This is a genomic window from Streptomyces sp. NPDC058195, assembly GCF_042883525.1.
GTDB lineage: Bacteria > Actinomycetota > Actinomycetes > Streptomycetales > Streptomycetaceae > Streptomyces.
The window spans coordinates 89,356-106,681 of the sequence record NZ_JBHVVM010000006.1; the positions used below are offsets into that span (position 1 = coordinate 89,356).

General features: G+C 71.9%; 18 protein-coding genes and 1 pseudogene. 11 read left to right on the forward strand and 8 right to left on the reverse strand.

The window, feature by feature from the left end; all coding sequences use genetic code 11:
* Window positions 1-70: 70 nt before the first annotated feature.
* The 8 genes and pseudogenes from ACFVWY_RS09895 to ACFVWY_RS09930 all read left to right on the forward strand — a co-directional run bounded on the left by ACFVWY_RS09895 (window position 71) and on the right by ACFVWY_RS09930 (window position 6,877).
* Complete coding sequence (locus ACFVWY_RS09895) at window positions 71-1,060, forward strand: aldo/keto reductase (RefSeq protein WP_389869707.1); 990 nt, start codon at window positions 71-73, stop codon at window positions 1,058-1,060.
* A 1-nt stretch (window position 1,061) separates the two neighbouring features.
* Window positions 1,062-1,373: an L-rhamnose mutarotase gene (locus tag ACFVWY_RS09900; protein ID WP_389869220.1), complete on the forward strand. Its 312-nt coding sequence runs from the start codon at window positions 1,062-1,064 to the stop codon at window positions 1,371-1,373.
* A gap of 1 nt (window position 1,374) precedes the next feature.
* Window positions 1,375-2,229, forward strand: coding sequence for an amidohydrolase family protein (locus ACFVWY_RS09905; protein ID WP_389869222.1), 855 nt, complete (start codon window positions 1,375-1,377; stop codon window positions 2,227-2,229).
* Between the two features lie 36 nt (window positions 2,230-2,265).
* Window positions 2,266-2,921: pseudogene (locus tag ACFVWY_RS09910) on the forward strand (DNA-formamidopyrimidine glycosylase family protein).
* Between the two features lie 70 nt (window positions 2,922-2,991).
* Window positions 2,992-3,744 carry a LytR/AlgR family response regulator transcription factor gene (locus ACFVWY_RS09915; protein ID WP_389869223.1) on the forward strand — a complete coding sequence of 251 codons (753 nt, stop codon included), beginning with the start codon at window positions 2,992-2,994 and terminating at the stop codon, window positions 3,742-3,744.
* A gap of 72 nt (window positions 3,745-3,816) precedes the next feature.
* A complete protein-coding gene (locus ACFVWY_RS09920) occupies window positions 3,817-4,179 on the forward strand; it encodes a hypothetical protein (RefSeq protein WP_389869226.1) in 363 nt (120 codons plus the stop codon).
* Window positions 4,176-5,657 (forward strand): cation acetate symporter, encoded by a 1,482-nt coding sequence (locus tag ACFVWY_RS09925; RefSeq protein WP_389869229.1) that lies wholly within the window; start codon window positions 4,176-4,178, stop codon window positions 5,655-5,657. The genes ACFVWY_RS09920 and ACFVWY_RS09925 overlap by 4 nt, the downstream gene beginning before the upstream one ends.
* Window positions 5,654-6,877 carry a sensor histidine kinase gene (locus ACFVWY_RS09930; protein WP_389869231.1) on the forward strand — a complete coding sequence of 408 codons (1,224 nt, stop codon included), beginning with the start codon at window positions 5,654-5,656 and terminating at the stop codon, window positions 6,875-6,877. Before ACFVWY_RS09925 ends, ACFVWY_RS09930 begins: the two co-directional genes overlap by 4 nt.
* 10 nt (window positions 6,878-6,887) lie before the next feature.
* Here the strand turns inward: ACFVWY_RS09930 and ACFVWY_RS09935 are convergent, their stop codons facing one another.
* The gene (locus tag ACFVWY_RS09935) at window positions 6,888-7,418 is read right to left on the reverse strand and encodes a hypothetical protein (RefSeq protein WP_389869233.1); all 531 of its coding nucleotides are present in this window, start codon (window positions 7,416-7,418) and stop codon (window positions 6,888-6,890) included.
* 125 nt (window positions 7,419-7,543) lie between these two features.
* On the opposite strand from ACFVWY_RS09935, the gene ACFVWY_RS09940 reads away from it, so the two are divergent.
* Entirely contained in the window at window positions 7,544-7,741 is a 198-nt protein-coding gene (locus ACFVWY_RS09940) for a zf-HC2 domain-containing protein (RefSeq protein WP_389869236.1), read from the forward strand.
* Here the strand turns inward: ACFVWY_RS09940 and ACFVWY_RS09945 are convergent.
* The 6 genes from ACFVWY_RS09945 to ACFVWY_RS09970 all read right to left on the reverse strand — a co-directional run bounded on the left by ACFVWY_RS09945 (window position 7,675) and on the right by ACFVWY_RS09970 (window position 12,639).
* Window positions 7,675-8,244, reverse strand: coding sequence for a sigma-70 family RNA polymerase sigma factor (locus ACFVWY_RS09945; RefSeq protein ID WP_389869239.1), 570 nt, complete (start codon window positions 8,242-8,244; stop codon window positions 7,675-7,677). The two genes, ACFVWY_RS09940 and ACFVWY_RS09945, sit on opposite strands and share 67 nt — an antisense overlap.
* 199 nt (window positions 8,245-8,443) lie before the next feature.
* Complete coding sequence (locus ACFVWY_RS09950; RefSeq protein WP_389869242.1) at window positions 8,444-9,886, reverse strand: amino acid permease; 1,443 nt, start codon at window positions 9,884-9,886, stop codon at window positions 8,444-8,446.
* Window positions 9,887-10,076: 190 nt separating this feature from the next.
* A complete protein-coding gene (locus tag ACFVWY_RS09955) occupies window positions 10,077-10,538 on the reverse strand; it encodes a universal stress protein (protein ID WP_389869245.1) in 462 nt (153 codons plus the stop codon).
* 116 nt (window positions 10,539-10,654) lie between these two features.
* Window positions 10,655-11,164 carry a hypothetical protein gene (locus ACFVWY_RS09960; protein ID WP_389869248.1) on the reverse strand — a complete coding sequence of 170 codons (510 nt, stop codon included), beginning with the start codon at window positions 11,162-11,164 and terminating at the stop codon, window positions 10,655-10,657.
* Between the two features lie 176 nt (window positions 11,165-11,340).
* Window positions 11,341-12,108 (reverse strand): hypothetical protein, encoded by a 768-nt coding sequence (locus ACFVWY_RS09965; protein ID WP_389869250.1) that lies wholly within the window; start codon window positions 12,106-12,108, stop codon window positions 11,341-11,343.
* 15 nt (window positions 12,109-12,123) lie between these two features.
* Window positions 12,124-12,639, reverse strand: a complete 516-nt coding sequence (locus ACFVWY_RS09970; RefSeq protein ID WP_389869253.1) for a hypothetical protein — start codon at window positions 12,637-12,639, stop codon at window positions 12,124-12,126.
* A gap of 665 nt (window positions 12,640-13,304) precedes the next feature.
* Between ACFVWY_RS09970 and ACFVWY_RS09975 the strand changes: the two genes are divergently transcribed.
* Both ACFVWY_RS09975 and ACFVWY_RS09980 read left to right on the forward strand, forming a co-directional pair.
* The gene (locus ACFVWY_RS09975; RefSeq protein ID WP_389869255.1) at window positions 13,305-14,123 is read left to right on the forward strand and encodes an SAM-dependent methyltransferase; all 819 of its coding nucleotides are present in this window, start codon (window positions 13,305-13,307) and stop codon (window positions 14,121-14,123) included.
* On the forward strand, window positions 14,120-16,285 hold the full coding sequence (locus ACFVWY_RS09980) for a putative bifunctional diguanylate cyclase/phosphodiesterase (protein WP_389869256.1): 2,166 nt from the start codon (window positions 14,120-14,122) through the stop codon (window positions 16,283-16,285). Before ACFVWY_RS09975 ends, ACFVWY_RS09980 begins: the two co-directional genes overlap by 4 nt.
* Before the next feature lie 61 nt (window positions 16,286-16,346).
* Here the strand turns inward: ACFVWY_RS09980 and ACFVWY_RS09985 are convergent, their stop codons facing one another.
* Window positions 16,347-17,231, reverse strand: a complete 885-nt coding sequence (locus ACFVWY_RS09985) for a LysR family transcriptional regulator (protein WP_389869257.1) — start codon at window positions 17,229-17,231, stop codon at window positions 16,347-16,349.
* Window positions 17,232-17,326: the final 95 nt, after the last annotated feature.

The following is a 17,326-nucleotide window of genomic DNA, read 5'->3' on the forward strand; positions in this document are numbered from 1 at the left end:
GACGCGTCCAAGTGATCCGATGAATATTCGCTGTATGCAGGAAGCGATCATCGGGGAGGGCGGCGGAGGCATGCGGCGCAACACACTGGGAAACAGCGCGGTCGAGATCACCGAGCTGTCGTTCGGGGCAGCCGCCATCGGCAATCTCTACACCGCCGTCGACCCGGCCCGGTCGGCCGCCGCCGTCGAGGCCGCCTGGGCCGAGGGCGTCCGCTACTTCGACACCGCGCCGCACTACGGACTCGGCCTCTCCGAACGGCGGCTCGGCGAGGCCCTGCGCGACCGGCCCCGCGACGCGTACGTCGTGTCCACGAAGGTCGGCCGGGTGCTCGACCCACTCCCTGCCGGAGCCGTCCCCGAAACCGGCCCCGACGGGCTCAGCGAAGGCTTCGCCGTGCCCGCCACCCACGTCCGCCGCTGGGACTTCAGCGCCGAGGGCGTACGCCGCAGCATCCAGGACAGCCTGGAACGGCTCGGCCTCGACCGCATCGACATCGCCTATCTCCACGACCCGGACGACCATGGCGAGGCAGCGTTCCGCGAGGCCTATCCGGAGCTGGAGAGGCTGCGGGCCCAGGGCGTCGTCGGAGCCATCGGCGCCGGGATGAACCAGACCGCGATGCTGACCCGCTTTCTCCGCGACACCGACGCCGACGTCGTCCTCTGCGCCGGGCGCTACACCCTCCTCGACCAGTCCGCGCTCGGTGAACTGCTGCCCGAGGCCGCTGCCCGGGGCCGTGGCGTCGTCGTCGGCGGGGTCTTCAACTCCGGGCTGCTCGCCGATCCGCGCCCCGGCGCCACCTACGACTACACCGCCGCTCCGCGCACCCTGCTGGAGCGGGCCCTGCGCATCAAGGCCGTCACGGAGCGCCACGGAGTCCCGCTGCGGGCCGCCGCCCTCCATTACCCGCTCGCCCACCCCGCCGTCGCCGGAGTCCTCGTCGGTACCCGCTCCCCGGACGAGGTCCACGACGCCGCCGCTCTGCTCCGCCGCGACATACCGGACCAGCTCTGGGAGGAGCTGCGTGCCGAGGGCCTGCTCACCGAGAACGGACACTGACATGAGAATCGCCCTGCACACCAAGGTCCGCGCCGACCGCGTCGAGGCGTACGAGGCCGCGCACCGCGAGGTCCCCGCCGAACTCACCGCCGCGATCCGCGCCGCGGGCGCCACCTCCTGGACGATCTGGCGCAGCGGCACCGACCTCTTCCACGTCATCGACTGCGAGGACTACGCCGCACTCCTCGCCGAACTGGAACAACTGCCGGTCAACGTGGCCTGGCAGGCCCGGATGGACGAACTGCTCGATGTCTCCCACGACTACTCGGCCGAAGGCGCCGCAGCCGGCCTCCCGGTCGCCTGGGAGCTGTGACATGACCGCCGAGCGGCACGTCATCGACGCCCACCACCACGTGTGGGACCTCGCGGTGCGCGACCAGGACTGGATCACCGGCGAGGAACTCGCCCCGCTCCGCCGCGACTTCACCCTGACCGATCTGGAGCCCGAGGCCCGCGCCGCCGGAGTGCGCGCCACCGTCCTCGTCCAGACCGTCACCGTCGCCGAGGAGACTCCCGAATTCCTGGCCCTCGCCCACGACAGCGACCTGGTCGCCGGAGTGGTCGGGTGGTGCGACCTCACCGCCCCGGACGTCGCCGGAACCCTGGCCGCCCTGCGCGCGCTCCCCGGCGGCGACCGGCTCGTCGGCATCCGCCACCAGGTCCAGGGCGAACCCGACCCCGGCTGGCTGCTCCGCCCCGACGTGCTGCGCGGGCTGCGTGCCGTCGCCGACGCCGGACTCGTCTACGACCTCATCGTCCAGGCCCGCCAGCTGCCCGCCACCGTCCAGGCCGCGGCCCTGCTGCCCGAGCTGACCTTCGTCCTCGACCACGCGGGCAAACCCCCCGTCGCCTCCGGCGCACTTCACCCCTGGGCCGAGGACATACGGGCCCTGGCGGCCCGGCCCAACACCGTCTGCAAACTCTCCGGCCTGGTCACCGAGGCCGATGCGCGCGACTGGACCGTGCGCGACCTGCGCCCCTACGCCGACACCGTCCTGGACGCCTTCGGCCCCGACCGGCTGATGTTCGGCTCGGACTGGCCCGTCTGCCGGCTCGCCGCGACGTACGGGGAGGTCGTCGACGCGGCGCACCGCCTCACCGACGCCCTCACCGAGGACGAGCGGAGCCAGGTCCTGGCCACCACCGCCGAGCGGGTCTACCGGCTCTGACAGGCGCCCCGCCGGGCCCTTCGGCAGTCTGGAGCCATGCCCGGACTGCCGGAGACCGAAACCCTGCGGATCTTCCCCGGCGGCCACCTGGCCGGGAAGGAGACCGACCGCGTCCCGCCGCTCAACGTCGGCGTGCTCAAGACCTGCGACCCGCGCTCACCGCCCTGCACGGCGCCACGGTCACCGCGGTCGCCCGGCACGGCACGTACCTGGACATCGAGGCCGGGCCGCTCCACCTGATCACCCGTCTCGCCCGGGCGGGCTGGCTGCGCGGGAGGGACGCCCCTCCCGACGCCCCGCCCCGTCCCGCCCCGGCAAGGCCCCCTGGCGCTGCGCACCGTTCTCACCGGCGGCGACGGCTTCGACCTCACCGAGGCCGGCACCGCCAAGCGCCTCGCCGTGTACCTGGTACGCGACCCGGCCGAGGTGCCCGGCATCGCCCGGCTGTACACCGCCCCGCGCACCACACTCCGGGACGCGGTGGCCCGCTCCGCCGGGCTCGCGGCCAAGGAGCTCAAGGCCGGCAAGAGGAGCGGGATGCGGGTCCACGGGCGTGCGGTGAGCCGTGCCCCGTCTGCGGCGACACCATCCGTGAGGTGTCGTCCAGCGACTCCGCGCTCCCGTACCGCCCGGCCTGCCGGACCGGCGACCGGCCCCTGGCCGACCGCCGCGTGTCCCGCCTGCCCGGATGACCGCCCGCGGACGGAGAATCCGCGGCGCGACCAGTCCCCCCGGGCCAGGTGTGCGCTCTACACTCCGGCCATGCTCCGCGTACTCGCCGTCGACGACGAAGAACCCGCCCTGGAGGAACTCCTCTACCTCCTGCGCGCCGACCCCCGCATCCGCAGCGCCGAGGGCGCCACCGGCGCCACCGAGGCACTGCGCCGCATCGGCGGCGCCGTCGACGCCGGGCCGGACGACCCGGCCGCCATCGACGTCGTCTTCCTGGACATCCACATGGCGGGCCTCACGGGGCTCGACGTCGCCCAACTGCTGGCCGGGTTCGCCGCCCCGCCGCTCATCGTCTTCGTCACCGCCCACGAGGGCTTCGCCGTCCAGGCCTTCGACCTCAAGGCCGTCGACTACGTACTCAAGCCCGTACGCCGCGAGCGGCTGGCCGAAGCGGTGCGCCGGGTGGCCGAACAGGTGGGCGACCGCACCGCGCCCGTGCTCGACGCCCCGGGCGACCAGATCCCGGTGGAACTCGGCGGAGTCATCCGTTTCATCCCCGTGGACGACATCGCCTACGCCGAGGCCCAGGGCGACTACGCCCGGCTGCACACCGCCGCCGGCAGCCACCTCGTCCGCGTACCGCTCACGACCCTGGAGGAGCGCTGGCGCTCCCGCGGCTTCGTCCGCATCCACCGCCGCCACCTCGTCGCCCTGGGACGGATCGACGAACTCCGCCTCGACGCGGGCAGCATGAGCGTCCGCATCGGCGGCGCCGAACTGGCCGTCAGCCGACGCCACACCCGCGCCCTGCGCGATCTGCTGATGCGCCAGACCAGCCGCTGACCAGCCGTTGACCAGGCCCGACCGGAGCCCGGCCTTCCCACGACGGTCCGGTGCTGCGTACACTCCGGGCCCATGTCCGCAGAGCCAGCGCCCCGGCGCGAAGTGGTGACGGGGGAGCCCCGGCGGGTGCGCCCGCTGCCGCGCTACCGCACCCAGTCGGAGATCGACGAGCAGACCGCGCTCGGCGGCGCGTACGTCCGCTCGCTGATGCGCGGGCAACTGCGGGCCGGGCTCACCGCGTTCGCCGTCGTCGCGCTGGTCGCCGGCACCCTGCCGCTGGTCTTCGAGGCCCTGCACAGCTCCGCACTGGTCTGGGCGGTCCTCGGCTTCGCCGCCTACCCGCCGCTCACCCTGATCGCCTGGTGGTACGTGCGCCAGGCCGAGCGCAACGAACGCGACTTCGCCCGGCTCGTGGAAGGCCGCCCCACGCCGTGAGCCGAACGTACGCGGTGGCGGCGGTCGCCGCCGTCGTCCTCGCGACCGTGCTCGTCGGCGGATTCGGACTGCGCATCTCCCGCACCACCTCCGACTTCTACGTCGCCTCGCGCACCGTACGCCCCCGGCTCAACGCCGCCGCCATCAGCGGCGAGTACCTCTCCGCCGCCTCCTTCCTCGGCATCGCCGGACTGGTCCTCGTGCACGGCCCCGACATGCTCTGGTACCCGGTCGGCTACACGGCCGGATACCTGGTGCTGCTGGTCTTCGTGGCCGCGCCGCTGCGCCGCTCGGGCGCGTACACCCTGCCCGACTTCGCCGAAGGAAGGCTGGAATCGCGTCAGGTACGCCGCCTGGTCAGCGTCTTCGTGGTCGCGGCGGGCTGGCTCTACCTCGTGCCGCAGCTCCAGGGCGCGGGCCTCACCCTCAAGATCCTCACCGGGGCGCCCGGCTGGCTCGGCGACGTGCTCGTCGCCTCCGTCGTCGTCATCGCCGTCGCCGCGGGCGGCATGCGCTCCATCACCTTCGTCCAGGTCTTCCAGTACTGGCTGAAACTGACCGCGCTCCTGGTTCCCGCGATCTTCCTGGTGCTCGCCTGGCGGGGCGACGGCAGCCCCCGCGCCTCCTTCACCGAACAGCTCCCCGTCTTCCGCGCCGAGCACCCGATGTACGCCACCTACGGACTGATCGTCGCCACCTTCCTCGGCACCATGGGCCTGCCGCACGTCGTCGTCCGCTTCTACACCAGCCCCAACGGCCGCGACGCCCGCCGCACCACCGTCGCGGTCCTCGCCCTCATCGGCGTCTTCTACCTGCTGCCCCCGGTCTACGGGGCACTCGGCCGCCTCTACGCCCCCGAGCTGATCCACGGCGGGGACGCGGACGCGGCCGTCCTGCTCCTGCCCGGCCGGGTCATCGGCGGGCTCGGCGGCGACCTGCTCGGCGCGCTCATCGCGGGCGGCGCCTTCGCCGCGTTCCTCTCCACCGCCTCCGGGCTCACCATGGCCGTCGCCGGGGTCATCACGCAGGACGTGCTCCCCTCGCGCGGGGTACGGCACTTCCGGCTGGCCACGGTCCTCGCCATGTGCGTACCGCTGGCCAGCTCGCTGATGGTCAGCCGGGTGCCGGTGGCCGACTCCGTGGCCATGGCGTTCGCCGTCTCCGCGTCCTCCTTCTGCCCCCTGCTGGTCCTCGGCATCTGGTGGCGGCGGCTCACCCCGCCCGGGGCCATCGCCGGACTGCTCCTCGGCGGCGGCTCCGCGTTCCTGGCCGTCACCATCACCGTCAGCGGTGCGGTGCAGCCGCCGGGCTGGCCGCACGCCCTGCTCGCCTGGCCCGCCGTCTGGTCGGTGCCGGTCGGCTTCCTCGCGATGGTCCTGGTGTCCCTCGCCACCCCCGGCCGGATACCGCCCGGCACCAACGCCGCCATGACCCGCTTCCACCTGCCGGAAGCGCTGACCTCCGGGAGACACCGATGACCGGAGCCGGCTGGGCGGCGCTCGTCCCGCTCGCCCTCCTGCTGCTCGGGGCCGGATACCTGCTCGGCCGCCGCGCCGCCCGCCCGCTGCGCCCCAGCGACGTCGGGAACCCCGTCGAACACGCCACCTTCGAGACCCTGCACACCGCCTCACTCGCCGCACCCCCGCTGCGGGCCGGGCTCACCGAGGAGAGCGCCCGCAGATCCGCCCGCCGGCTGCGCTCCCTGCTCGGCACCGACGCCCTCTGCCTCACCGACCGCGACCGGGTGCTCGTCTGGGACGGTGAGGGCGAGCACCACGGCCGCCACGTCATGGACCAGGTCCGCGCACTGCTCGCCAACGGCCGGGACACCGCCTTCCGCAGCGACTGCGACGACCTCGACTGCCCGCTGCGCTGGGCCGTCGCCGTACCGCTCACCGTCGACAACCGCGTACTGGGCAGTCTGGTCGCCTACGCACCCCGCGAATCCGCGGTCCTCGCCAGGGCCGCCGGGGAGGTCGCCCGCTGGGCCTGCGTACAGCTGGAACTCGCCGAGCTCGACCGCTCCCGCACCCAGCTCATCGAGGCCGAGATCCGGGCGCTGCGGGCCCAGATCTCCCCGCACTTCATCTTCAACTCGCTGGCCGCCATCGCCTCGTTCGTCCGCACCGACCCGGAGCGGGCCCGCGAACTCCTGCTGGAATTCGCCGACTTCACCCGGTATTCCTTCCGGCGGCACGGCGACTTCACCACGCTCGCCGACGAACTCCACTCCATCGACCAGTACCTGGCACTGGTCCGGGCCCGGTTCGGCGAACGCCTCGCGGTCACCCTCCAGATCGCTCCCGAGGTGCTGCCCGTCGCCCTGCCGTTCCTCTGCCTCCAGCCCCTGGTCGAGAACGCCGTCAAGCACGGCCTCGAAGGGGCGGTTCCCGGAGCCCGCGGCGAAGCGGAGGAGGCGAAGACCACGACCCGGATCACCATCAGCGCCTTCGACGCCGGTTCCGAGGCCGAGGTCGTCATCGAGGACGACGGCACCGGCATGGATCCGGAACGGCTGCGCCAGATCCTGCGCGGCGAGGGCGGCCGCTCCACCGGCATCGGCCTCCTCAACGTCGACGAACGGCTCCGCCAGGTCTACGGGGACGACTACGGACTCGTCATGGAGACCGGCATCGGCGCCGGGATGAAGATCACCGTACGACTGCCGAAGTACCGTGCCGGGGTGCACGGTTCCTGACCGGCGGAGCTCAGTGGAGATGGATCGCCAGATGACCGAGCGGCAGCCCCAGCTGCCAGGCCGGTGTCCAGACCTGGGCCGCGTCCTGGGCCGCGTCCCGCGGACCGGGCCGCTCCGTCGGCAGGTCCGGGGGCGGCGCGCCGATCGCGTCGAGGTCGGCCGCGAGCAGCTCGGTCTCCCGCAGCCACCGCCAGGCCACCCGGGCCAGCAGCAGATCGGGGTCCGGGCCGTCCGCCCCGGCCTCCCGGGCCGCGTCGAGCGCCTCGAAGCGCTCGCGGACCCAGCCGCACCAGGCCGCCCCGTACGCCGTCAGCAGGCTCAGCTCGTCCAGCCGGGACGCGGGCAGCGCGCCGGGCACAGCACCGCTGGAGAGGAAGACGGTGAGGGCCAGGGCGTCCCGCCCGGCCCGGTACTCCAGGGTGGACGGCTCCATCAGATCGCCGGTCCGCAGCATGCCGTCGGCGACGTACTCCGCGTACATCCAGTCCATCGGGACCAGCAGCCCGCCACCACTGGTTCCGTCCTGACGCTCCGGGCGCATCCCGTCTCGCCTCTTTCTCTGTTCGGTACGGCGCTTCCGGGAGCATTGAACCGGGGGAGCGCGCCCCGCGTGGCCAGAAGCACAGGATCCGTCAGGACCGGATCCGCTCACGACACGAGGATGCGATGACCGCCGACCCCGGGGAGGGCACGCACGTGCGGCATGTGCTCGGCGCCTATGTGCTCGACGCGCTCACGGCCGGTGAGAGCCGCGAGGTCTCCCGGCACCTTCAGTCCTGCGACCGCTGCGCCGCCGACTACGTGGCCGCCGCGGAGGCGGTCTCGCTGCTCGCCCTGCTGCGTGAGGAGGACCTGCTGGAGTAGCCGGGCAGACTGCGGGAGAGCTGGCGCAGCGCGTAGTAGGACCGGGACTTGACGGTGCCGGGCGGAATGCCGAGCACCCGTGCCGTCTCGTCGACCGTGAGGCCGCGGAAGTACATCTGGACGAGCACCGCGCGGTGCTCCCGGCTGAGCGTGCGCACCGCCTCGCGCACATCGAGCGCGCAGACCGTGGCCTCGGCGGTGTCGGTGGTGGTCGCGGTGGTCTCCAGCACGGCATCGCCGACCTCGGTCGGCCGGGCCTGCCGGGACCTGCGCGCGTCGATCGCCAGCCGCCTCGCGACGGTGAAGAGCCAGGGCCGCATCGACTCGTACGGGGCGTCGAAGGCCTCCGGGTGCTGCCAGGCCCGCACCAGCGTCTCCTGGAGCAGGTCCTCGGCCCGCTGCCGGTCGCCGAAGGTCAGGCCGAGCAGGAAGTGGAGCAGAGCGGGCCCGTGCTCCCGCTGGAGCGCCGCGAGGGCCCGCTCGTCGGTCGTCGTGGTGGTCATCGTGATCGCCCTTTCCGCCGGGGCCCCTGCCGCCGTACTGCCGATTCGCGTATCCGAACGCATCGGAGCGCCGAGGAACAGGCGACGGGCGGCTCCGTGCGACGAGCGGTCGCACAGTGCGGCGAGTGGTGCGGTGAACGGTCGGGCGGCGGTGCCCAGGGACGCCGGGCGGCCGGGGCACGGCCGCCCGGACACCCGGTCAGCGCTGCTCCGCGGCCGATTCCGGTGCCTTGGCCATTTCCGACTTCCGGTACGAGTAGCTGAAGTAGATGACCAGACCGATCAGGAACCACACCGCGAACCGCACCCAGGTCTGCCACTGGAGGAAGGTGATCAGCCAGAGGGAGAACACCACCCCGAGGGCCGGGACGAACGGCATGCCGGGGGTGCGGAAGGTGCGCGGCAGCTCCGGCCGCTTGTAGCGCAGCACGATCACCGCGATGCACACCACGACGAAGGCCAGCAGAATGCCGATGTTCGTCAGCTCGGCGGCCTCGCCGATCGGCAGGAACCCGGCGATCGCCGCCGAGGCGAAACCGACGATCCAGGTCACCCGGGTCGGCACGTGCCGGGTCGGATGGGTCTTGGCGAACCACTTCGGCAGCAGCCCGTCACGGCTCATGGAGAACCACACCCGGGTCACGCCCAGCATGAAGGTGAACATCACGGTGAGGATGCCGATGATCGCGCCCACCGCGATCACATCGGCGAGGCCGCTGAGCCCCACCGACTTGAACGCGGTGGAGAAGCCCGACTCCGGGTCGATGTCCTTGTAGTTCTGCATCCCGGTCAGCACCAGGCACGCCGCCACGTAGAGCACCATCGAGATCGCCAGCGAGTAGATGATCGCCTTGGGCATGTGGCGCTGGGCGTCCTTGGACTCCTCGGCCGCCGTTGACATGGCGTCGTATCCGAACACCGCGAAGAACACCGTGGCCGCCCCGGTGAAGGCGCCGCTCACTCCGAACGGGAAGAACGGGGTGTAGTTGGAGGTGTTGATGTGGAACACCCCGACGCCGACGACCAGCAGGACGACCAGCACCTTCAGGACCACCACGACCGTCTCGAAGCGGGCCGCGTTCTTGATGCCGAGGGTCAGCAGGTACGCGATGAGGATGCAGAGCAGCGAGGCGAACAGGTCCATCTTGTGGCCGTCGCCGGTGCCGGGCGCGCCCAGCATCCACTTCGGTACGGTGAGCCCGATCTCGCCGAGCAGGAAGCTGAAGTAGCCGGAGATGCCGATCGCGACCACCGCCACGATCGCCGTGTACTCCAGCAGCAGGTCCCAGCCGATGAACCAGCCGACCAGCTCACCGAGGACCGCGTATCCGTAGGTGTACGCGGAACCGGCCTTCGGGATCAGGCCCGCGAACTCGGCGTAGCTGAAGGCGGCCGCCGCGCTCGCCACCCCCGCGATGAGGAAGGAGATCAGCACGGCGGGACCGGCGGTGCCGTGGGCCACCGTGCCGGCGAGGGTGAAGATGCCCGCGCCGATGATGCCGCCCACGCCGATGGCGGTGAGCTGCCACAGGCCGAGCGTTCTGGTGAGCTGAGCGGTGGCTTCCCCCGCGCCCCCTTTCTCGTCGATCTGCTCGATCGGCTTGCGGCGCAGTACACCCTCGCCCATTCGGAGCCTTGCCATGAGTCACCTTTCCACCGGCGGCTGTCCCTGACGGGCGCTCATGATGGCCCAGGCGAGGCCGGTGTGGAAGACGGCGTGCCGTCCGGTGGAATGGATGATTCCGTATCTTTCCGGCAGATGGTCCGGGCCGGGCCGCGCGGAGGCGTGCCGGGCCCGGGTCTCTGATCCGTCCCGGTTCGGTACGGAATCGTCAGGGGACGACCGTGACGGGCCAGCGGCCCGCCTTCACCAGCCGCACGGCGACCGAGCCGATGAAGCGGTGACCGGCCGACTCCGAGGCGCCCACCACCACGGCATCGGCCTTCAGCTCGTCCGCCGCGGACACCAGCCCGTTGTACGGATCGCCGCGGAAGGTGTGGAACTCCCAGCGCACGTCCCAGGTGTCCTTGACCCGGTGTGTCGCCTCGCGGATCTCGTCCACCAGCCCCTGGGCGACCTCGCCGGTGGTGTCGGCGACCGGAGCGCCGAGCGCGGCCCCGGCGGAGAGCACGGGCTGGACGTAGACCAGGGCGAGCACGGCGCCCTGGCGGCGGGCCAGGCCGGCCGCGTAGGCCGCGGCCCGCATGGAGGAATCGGAACCGTCCAGGCCCGCGACGATCACTTTCGGACCATCTGTGCCACGTTCGAACTGATGAGGCTGCCGTTCTGTCACGGCAGTGAGGCTATCCGCTGGCTTCACCACCTGCGGAGAGGGGCCGGAACGTCGGTCGCCCCGGGTCCTGGGGAGGACCCGGGGCGACGCTCCGTCCGGTCGGCACTGCCCTGCTGTCAGTGCGAGCGGTTCTCCCCGCGGTGACGTGCCATCAGGACGGCTCCGGTGACGGCGGCCACTGCCAACGCCGTTCCGGCCGCCGTCGTGGCGGCGCTCATCGTGCCCGCGCCGTCGCCGGGCCCGCCGTGTGCCGGGGCCGCTGCCTTCGGCGCTCCGGCGATCGTCAGCGTGGCCTTCGCCGTGGTGGCGGGCGACGTGGCACAGATGAACGTCACTGCGTAGGAGGCGCCGGGCCTCGCGTCCCAGTCGACCGTGGCGGCGACGGAGCCGCCGCGTGCGAGGGTGACCGTGTCGAAGACGCCGGAGCCGGCGGTTGCGGTGGTGGGGCACCCCCGGGCGGCCAGGACGACCTGGCTTCCCGGCGGGATCACCGACGGGGTGACGGTGAAACCGGTCGCGGGCAACGCGCCTCCCGACGCCGCCGCGTACACGGACGCGGCCGGAGCGGTCAGGACGAGAGCGGCGGCGCCGAGCAGGGCGACGGGTGCTTCTCGTATCGAGCGCATGGGTGAGCCTCCAGGTCCCCGAGGAGCACTTGCGGAACGAGTTTCCACAGAGTGTCAGAAATGCACCTCGACGGGCCACACGCTAGGAGCCGCCCGGCGGCCCCGCGATCCGGGTGCTCCGCACGGGGCACCGGCATCCCCCGGGCGGAGCAGCGTGGGAGGGGGACCTCGGACCGCTATCCGCCGGTGGCGCGCGGGAACAGATCGAGGAACGGCTCCGCGGTGGCCGAGATATCACGCCCGAACGGGGTGTCGAAGTCCCAGATCAAGAAGAGCAGAAAGGCGATCAGAACACTGAAGAGACCGGCCAGCAGCAGTTCCCGGAAGGTTCTGCGGATCTGCAGGGTGAACAGCAGGCCGATCGTCACCAGGGCTCCGGTGATGAGGCCGAACCAGACCACGCCCGGCATCGTCGCACCGGCACTCTGGCCGCGGGCGTTGCGCGCGTCGTCGGCCGCGGCCACTTGGTCGACGAGTGGCTGATATGCCTCCCCCTCGTAATTGTTTTGCGGGTGGTACTCGGTGACGTCGGTACGCACCCGGTCCAGGAGCCGGGTGCCCTCCTCGGTGAGGGAGCCGTGTTCGCTCATCGCCCGCCACTCGTCGTCGACGACGTGGCGCACGTAGGCGTCGACGTCGGCGCGGATGCGGGAGCGCACCTCCGCCGGGTAGACCGACGAGCGGGCCTGCACCTCGTGCAGGGCCTGAGCCTCCAGCCGTACGTACTCCTGGGCCTCACCGCGGCCCTCCCAGACGCCCGCGATGGCGAGCCCGAGCACGATCGCGTAGACCACACCGATCATCATCGTCATGTACTCGATGACGTCGGGTGTCTCGGAGGGGTCGTCGTCCTCCCCGACCCGGCGGTTGTTGAGTACGGCGATGGTCAGGACGACGGCACAGGCCGCGCCCATGGCCAGGGCGAGAACAAGCCATTCCGACATGTGATTCTCCGGAGGTCAGCGGGAGCGGGGGCGCAGTACGGCGACGGCGAACACCGCGGGTGCCGTGATCAGCAGCGTGGTGGTCATCACGGAGCTGCTCCGCCGTACGGCCCTGCGTTCCGGCCTGCGGTAGTGGGGCAGCGCCACGGGCCGGGGCGAGGGCGGCGCGGGGCGCGCGGAGGGCGAGGGCTTCGGGGCGGGCGAGGGGGCCGGTGCGGGCTCCGGCTCCGGCGCGGGCGGTGGCGGCACCGCGGGCTTCGCCGCTGGCCGCGGCGGTGCGGGCCGGGGCGGCGGAGCGGCGGGCGGGGGCGGAGAGGGGCGGGGGGCGGAGGGGCGCGGGGCGGGCGGCGGCTCGGGCGCCGGGCTCGACAGGCACGGGCCGACCCCCGCCGTGGCGATCCACGACGAGCCGTCGCCGTTCTCGCCGACGGAGGCGTACGCGCAGCTGTCCGCCAGCGCGGGCGCCGGAGTGCCCAGCAGCCAGAGCAGCGCGAGGGCCGCCCCGAACCGTCCTATGAATGATCCATACACGAGCGGGAGCATGGACCGGCCCGCCGCGCGACACGCGGTGCGAGAGCCGGATTCGCCTGATGGTGGGAACCGGGCACCTGAAATCCTTTGCCGCCGGGGAGCGCCGATGGGCGCCGCGCGGTGCGGTCGGTGCAGGTAGGGCGGGGTGTCCGCACCTCGGCCGGGGCCGTGGCGAGCTCCGTGGGCAACGTGGTTCACCCGTACGAGAGTTGACGTGCGGGGCACCCGCACGTCCAGGGAGGCGGGGCGTGCGGCGGCGTCCGGGCGGTGCGCCGGTCCGTCATTGCGGTAGTGGTAAAGAATGCTGCCAATAAAATCGGTGACCGGGCTTTTACCGACCGCAATCGATCCGGTGCCCTCAAGTGACCGGACAACGCGCGTCGTCCGGTCCGTCCCAATTCCCGCGAGGCAAACCGGTGCCGTGCCCGGATTCATCAACGGCCGGGGCGGGGCGGGCGGATGGGGGCCGTGCCGCGGCAGTCCGCCCGATCGGTACCGAATGTCACACGCAGCAACGGGCCGGTCGCACATGCCAGTGGTGTGTGACCAATAACGGACGGCTAATTTCCGTTTCCGCTCGCTCTCTTGGCGGACGATCAGTAGCCTCAGGTCAACACTGACCATGGACATGGCCGGATCGCCGTGGCGACTTGTTGGAGACTTTGATGGAGCGTCCCGCTTGGGCACCGCGAGGCATAGACATTTCGGTGCCGAGCGTGTCCCGCATGTACGACTTCTATCTGGGCGGCTCGCACAATTTCGAGGTGGACCGGGAAGCCGCCCGCAAAGCCATGGAGTTCATGCCGGGGCTGCCCAAGATCATGCAGGCGAATCGCGCCTTTATGCGCCGGGCCGTGCGCTACGCGGTGAGTGAGGGCATCACTCAGTTTCTGGACATCGGATCCGGAATACCGACCTTCGGTAATGTTCACGAAGTGGCCCAGGCGGCCGACCCGGAGGCCCGGGTGGCCTACGTGGACCACGACCCGGTCGCCGTCGCGCACAGCAGGGCCGTACTGGAGGGCAACGACCTGACGGTGATTGCCGCCGAGGATCTGCGCCGTCCGCAGGAGATCGTGAAGAACCCGGAGATCTCCGGACTTCTCGACCTGGACCGCCCGGTGGCCCTGCTGCTCATCGCCGTGCTCCACTTCCTGGAGGACGCCGACGACCCGCTGGGCGCCCTCGCCGGACTGCGCGAGGCACTCGCCCCCGGCAGCCTCATCGTCCTCACCCACGCCTCGTACGAAGGCATTCCGCTCAGCCGGGAGGAGGCGGGCGGCACGGTCGAGGTCTACAACAGCATCCGCAACCCCCTGGTCATGCGGTCGCGTGACGAGATAGCGCGCTTCTTCGAGGGATACGAAATGATCGAGCCCGGACTGGTGTCGATGCCGTACTGGCGCCCGGACACCCCGGTCGTCGCGGAGCAGGAGGACCCCTACGCGTTCTCGGGCTTCGCGGGAGTGGGACGCAAGGCGTGAGCATCCCCGCCCAGTCGTCGGGCACGCCGGACACGGAGCCCGACAGTCCCGAGGACCGGCTCCGAAGATTCGCCACCATCTGGAGCCGGGCGATCTTCCCCTCGACGGCCACCTCCCTGACCCGTGCCGAGTTCGAGCGGCATCTGCTGCCACTGGCCCGCGGGCTCAGCGACATCCTGCACGCCCGGTCCTTCGACCCGGCCCCCGCGGGCAAGGTCGGTGCCGCGCTCGTCGACGCGCACTGCACGGATCCGGACGCGCTGAGCAGCACGCTCGGTGTCGTCGACTCGTATCTGGTGCTCTACTGCGGCGCCACCGCGCTGTCGGCCGAGGACGGCCGGGCCCGCTGCGCCCGCATCCAGCACGCCCTCGCGGGCGGCTTCACCCAGGCGCTGCGCGAACGGACCCGGGCTGAGCAGGAGGCCATCGCCCGCTCCGCCCTCACCGCCCGGACGGACGCCGAACGCGCCCTGCACGCCACCGAGACACGGTTTCGCGCCGTGTTCAAGGACGCGGCCATCGGCATCGGCATCGCCGACCTGGACGGCAACGTGCTGGAGGTCAACGACACCCTCACCCGGATGTTCGGCGGACTCGACCACCATGTGCGCAGCCACAAGGTCACCGAGTGGGTCCACCCCGAGGACACGCCGTACGTGTGGAAGTACTACGACGAGCTGGTGCGCGGCGAACGCGAGCACTACCGGGTCGAGAAGGCCTTCTACCGCAACGACGGCACGGTGCTGTGGACCAATCTGACGGTCTCCCTGCTGCGTGACACCGAGGGCAGGCCGCAGTACCAGCTGGCCCTGCTGGAGGACACCACCGAGCGCCGGCTGCTCAATCTGCGCCTGCGGTACGAGGCCACGCACGACGCGCTCACCGGACTGCCCAACCGGACGCTGTTCTTCGAGCGGCTGGAGAAAGCGCTCTCCGCGGACAACGGCAGCCGCTTCGGCCTGTGCTACCTCGATCTGGACGGCTTCAAGGCGATCAATGACAGCCTCGGCCACGCCTCGGGCGACCGGCTCCTGGTCGAGGTGGCCGACCGGCTGCAGAGCTGCGCCACCGCACCCGGCGAGATGGTCGCGCGGCTCGGCGGCGACGAGTTCGTGGCCCTGACCACCGGCCCCGACACCGAGACCGAGGTCGACGAACTGGCCTGCCGCATCCTCGGCGCGCTGGGCTCCCCGATCCGCCTGGACGGCCGCGAGCTGACGGTGCGCGGCTCCATCGGGATCGTCGAGGGACCGGCCGGTGAGCGCAACGCCGCCGAGGTGCTGCGCAGCGCCGACATCACGATGTACCGGGCCAAGTCGGCCGGCGGCAACCGCTTCGAGCTCGCCGACGCCGAGGCGGACGCCCGTGCCATCACCCGGCACGGGCTGACCACGGCGCTGCCCGCCGCCCTGGAACGCGGCGAGTTCTTCATCGAGTACCAGCCGCTGGTGCACCTCGGCGACGGGACGGTGCACGGCGCGGAGGCGCTGGTGCGGTGGTGCCACCCGCAGCACGGAGTGCTGGGACCGGACCGGTTCATCGCGCTGGCCGAGCACACCGGGCTGATCGTGCCGCTGGGCCGCTGGGTGCTGGAGGAGTCGGTACGGCAGGCCCACTTCTGGCAGAAACGACACAGCGACGGCGGCCCGGTCCGGATCAACGTCAATCTCTCGCCCACCCAGCTGCACCACCCGCGGCTGGTCGCCGAGACGGTCGACGTACTGGAGCGGTCGGGGCTCGAACCCGAGGCGCTCTGCCTGGAGGTCACCGAGTCCGCGCTCATCGGCGCCGACGACGACCTGCTCAAGCCGTTGCGGCAACTCGCCGAGATGGGCGTCGACATCGCGCTCGACGACTTCGGCACCGGCTACTCGAACCTGGCGAACCTGCGCCGTCTCCCGGTGAGCGTGCTCAAGCTGGACCGCTCGTTCACCAGGGGCATGCAGCAGCACCCGGCGGACCCGGTCGATCTGAAGATCGTCGAGGGCATCGTCTCGCTGGCGCACAGCCTGGACCTCGCCGTCACGGTGGAAGGCGTGGAGACCGGCGCCCAGGCGGAGCAGCTGCGGAAGCTGGGCTGCGACACGGCCCAGGGCTGGTACTACGCCCGGCCCGGCGCCCCGGACCGCATCCACTCGCTGCTGCTGGCCGACGCGGTGTGAACCGACCGGGGTACGGGGCGCCACACGCCTCGTACCCCGGTCCCGCGCATGGGGCCCCGGGTCAGCCGACGGCCAGCAACAGCTTCTGGAGCTCGCGCGCCGCACGCGGCGGGGCCACATCGCTGCGGTGCGCGAGCGCGATCGTGCGCCGCAGACCGGGACCGGCCAGCGGCGTCGTCCGCAGCCCGTGACCCGAGCGCCCGGCGACCATGCTGGGCACCACCGCGATGCCGAGCCCCGCCCGGACGAAGCCGAGCACGGCGTCCATCTCGCCGCCCTCCACCGTGAACGACGGCTCGAAGCCCTCCGCCCGGCAGGCCGCCACGGTCAGTTCCCGCAGGTCGTAGCCGTGCCGGAACATCACCAGCGGTTCGCCCTGGAGATCGGCGATCCGCACCCGCCCGCCCCGCCCCGGCCGCGGGGCTCCGGCCGACGACACCACGACCAGGTCCTCCTGGAGCAGCTCAAGGGTCGTCAGCGCGGGGGACGCGGCGGGCAGCGGCAGCACCACCAGCGCCAGATCGAGCGCGCCACGCGCCAGCTCCCGCACCAGATCGAGTGAGCCGCCCTCCTCCAGCAGCAGCCGGATGCCCGGATGCCGGTCGTGGAAGGCGCGCAGCACCTCGGGGAGCAGACCGGTGCAGAGGCTGGGCGTCGCGCCGAGCCGGACCCGGCCCCGCCGCAGCTGTGCCAGCTCCTGCACCTCGTGGCGAGCGGTGTCCGCGTCCGCGAGGATGCGCCGGGCCAGCGGCAGCAGGGCCTCGCCCGCGTCGGTCAGCGTGATGTTGCCGCGCGCCCGGCTGAACAGCTCCGCGCCCAGCTCGTTCTCCAGGGCCCGGATCTGCTGGGAGAGTGAGGGCTGTGAGACGTGCACCGCCTCGGCGGCGCGGGTGAAGTGCAGAGTCTCGGCCACGGCCACGAAATACGTCAGCTGCTGGAACTGCATGAACCCACTCTAGCCCGCATGATAGCCATTCCCTATGGAGATCAGCCGTTCCATGTCTTGGACTGATGGGGTCGTCCGGCCCTAGCGTCGTGCGC

Bases quoted from the DNA above. Each gene is read 5' to 3' on its own strand.
- ACFVWY_RS09915 (WP_389869223.1), top strand. From the start codon at position 2,992: ATGCTCCGCGTACTCGCCGTCGACGACGAAGAACCCGCCCTGGAGGAA.
- ACFVWY_RS09940 (WP_389869236.1), top strand. From the start codon at position 7,544: ATGACCGCCGACCCCGGGGAGGGCACGCACGTGCGGCATGTGCTCGGC.
- ACFVWY_RS09945 (WP_389869239.1), bottom strand. From the start codon at position 8,244: ATGACCACCACGACGACCGACGAGCGGGCCCTCGCGGCGCTCCAGCGG.
- ACFVWY_RS09935 (WP_389869233.1), bottom strand. From the start codon at position 7,418: ATGCGCCCGGAGCGTCAGGACGGAACCAGTGGTGGCGGGCTGCTGGTC.
- ACFVWY_RS09950 (WP_389869242.1), bottom strand. From the start codon at position 9,886: ATGGCAAGGCTCCGAATGGGCGAGGGTGTACTGCGCCGCAAGCCGATC.
- ACFVWY_RS09960 (WP_389869248.1), bottom strand. From the start codon at position 11,164: ATGCGCTCGATACGAGAAGCACCCGTCGCCCTGCTCGGCGCCGCCGCT.
- ACFVWY_RS09930 (WP_389869231.1), top strand. From the start codon at position 5,654: ATGACCGGAGCCGGCTGGGCGGCGCTCGTCCCGCTCGCCCTCCTGCTG.
- ACFVWY_RS09965 (WP_389869250.1), bottom strand. From the start codon at position 12,108: ATGTCGGAATGGCTTGTTCTCGCCCTGGCCATGGGCGCGGCCTGTGCC.
- ACFVWY_RS09895 (WP_389869707.1), top strand. From the start codon at position 71: ATGCGGCGCAACACACTGGGAAACAGCGCGGTCGAGATCACCGAGCTG.
- ACFVWY_RS09985 (WP_389869257.1), bottom strand. From the start codon at position 17,231: ATGCAGTTCCAGCAGCTGACGTATTTCGTGGCCGTGGCCGAGACTCTG.
- ACFVWY_RS09920 (WP_389869226.1), top strand. From the start codon at position 3,817: ATGTCCGCAGAGCCAGCGCCCCGGCGCGAAGTGGTGACGGGGGAGCCC.
- ACFVWY_RS09905 (WP_389869222.1), top strand. From the start codon at position 1,375: ATGACCGCCGAGCGGCACGTCATCGACGCCCACCACCACGTGTGGGAC.
- ACFVWY_RS09900 (WP_389869220.1), top strand. From the start codon at position 1,062: ATGAGAATCGCCCTGCACACCAAGGTCCGCGCCGACCGCGTCGAGGCG.
- ACFVWY_RS09975 (WP_389869255.1), top strand. From the start codon at position 13,305: ATGGAGCGTCCCGCTTGGGCACCGCGAGGCATAGACATTTCGGTGCCG.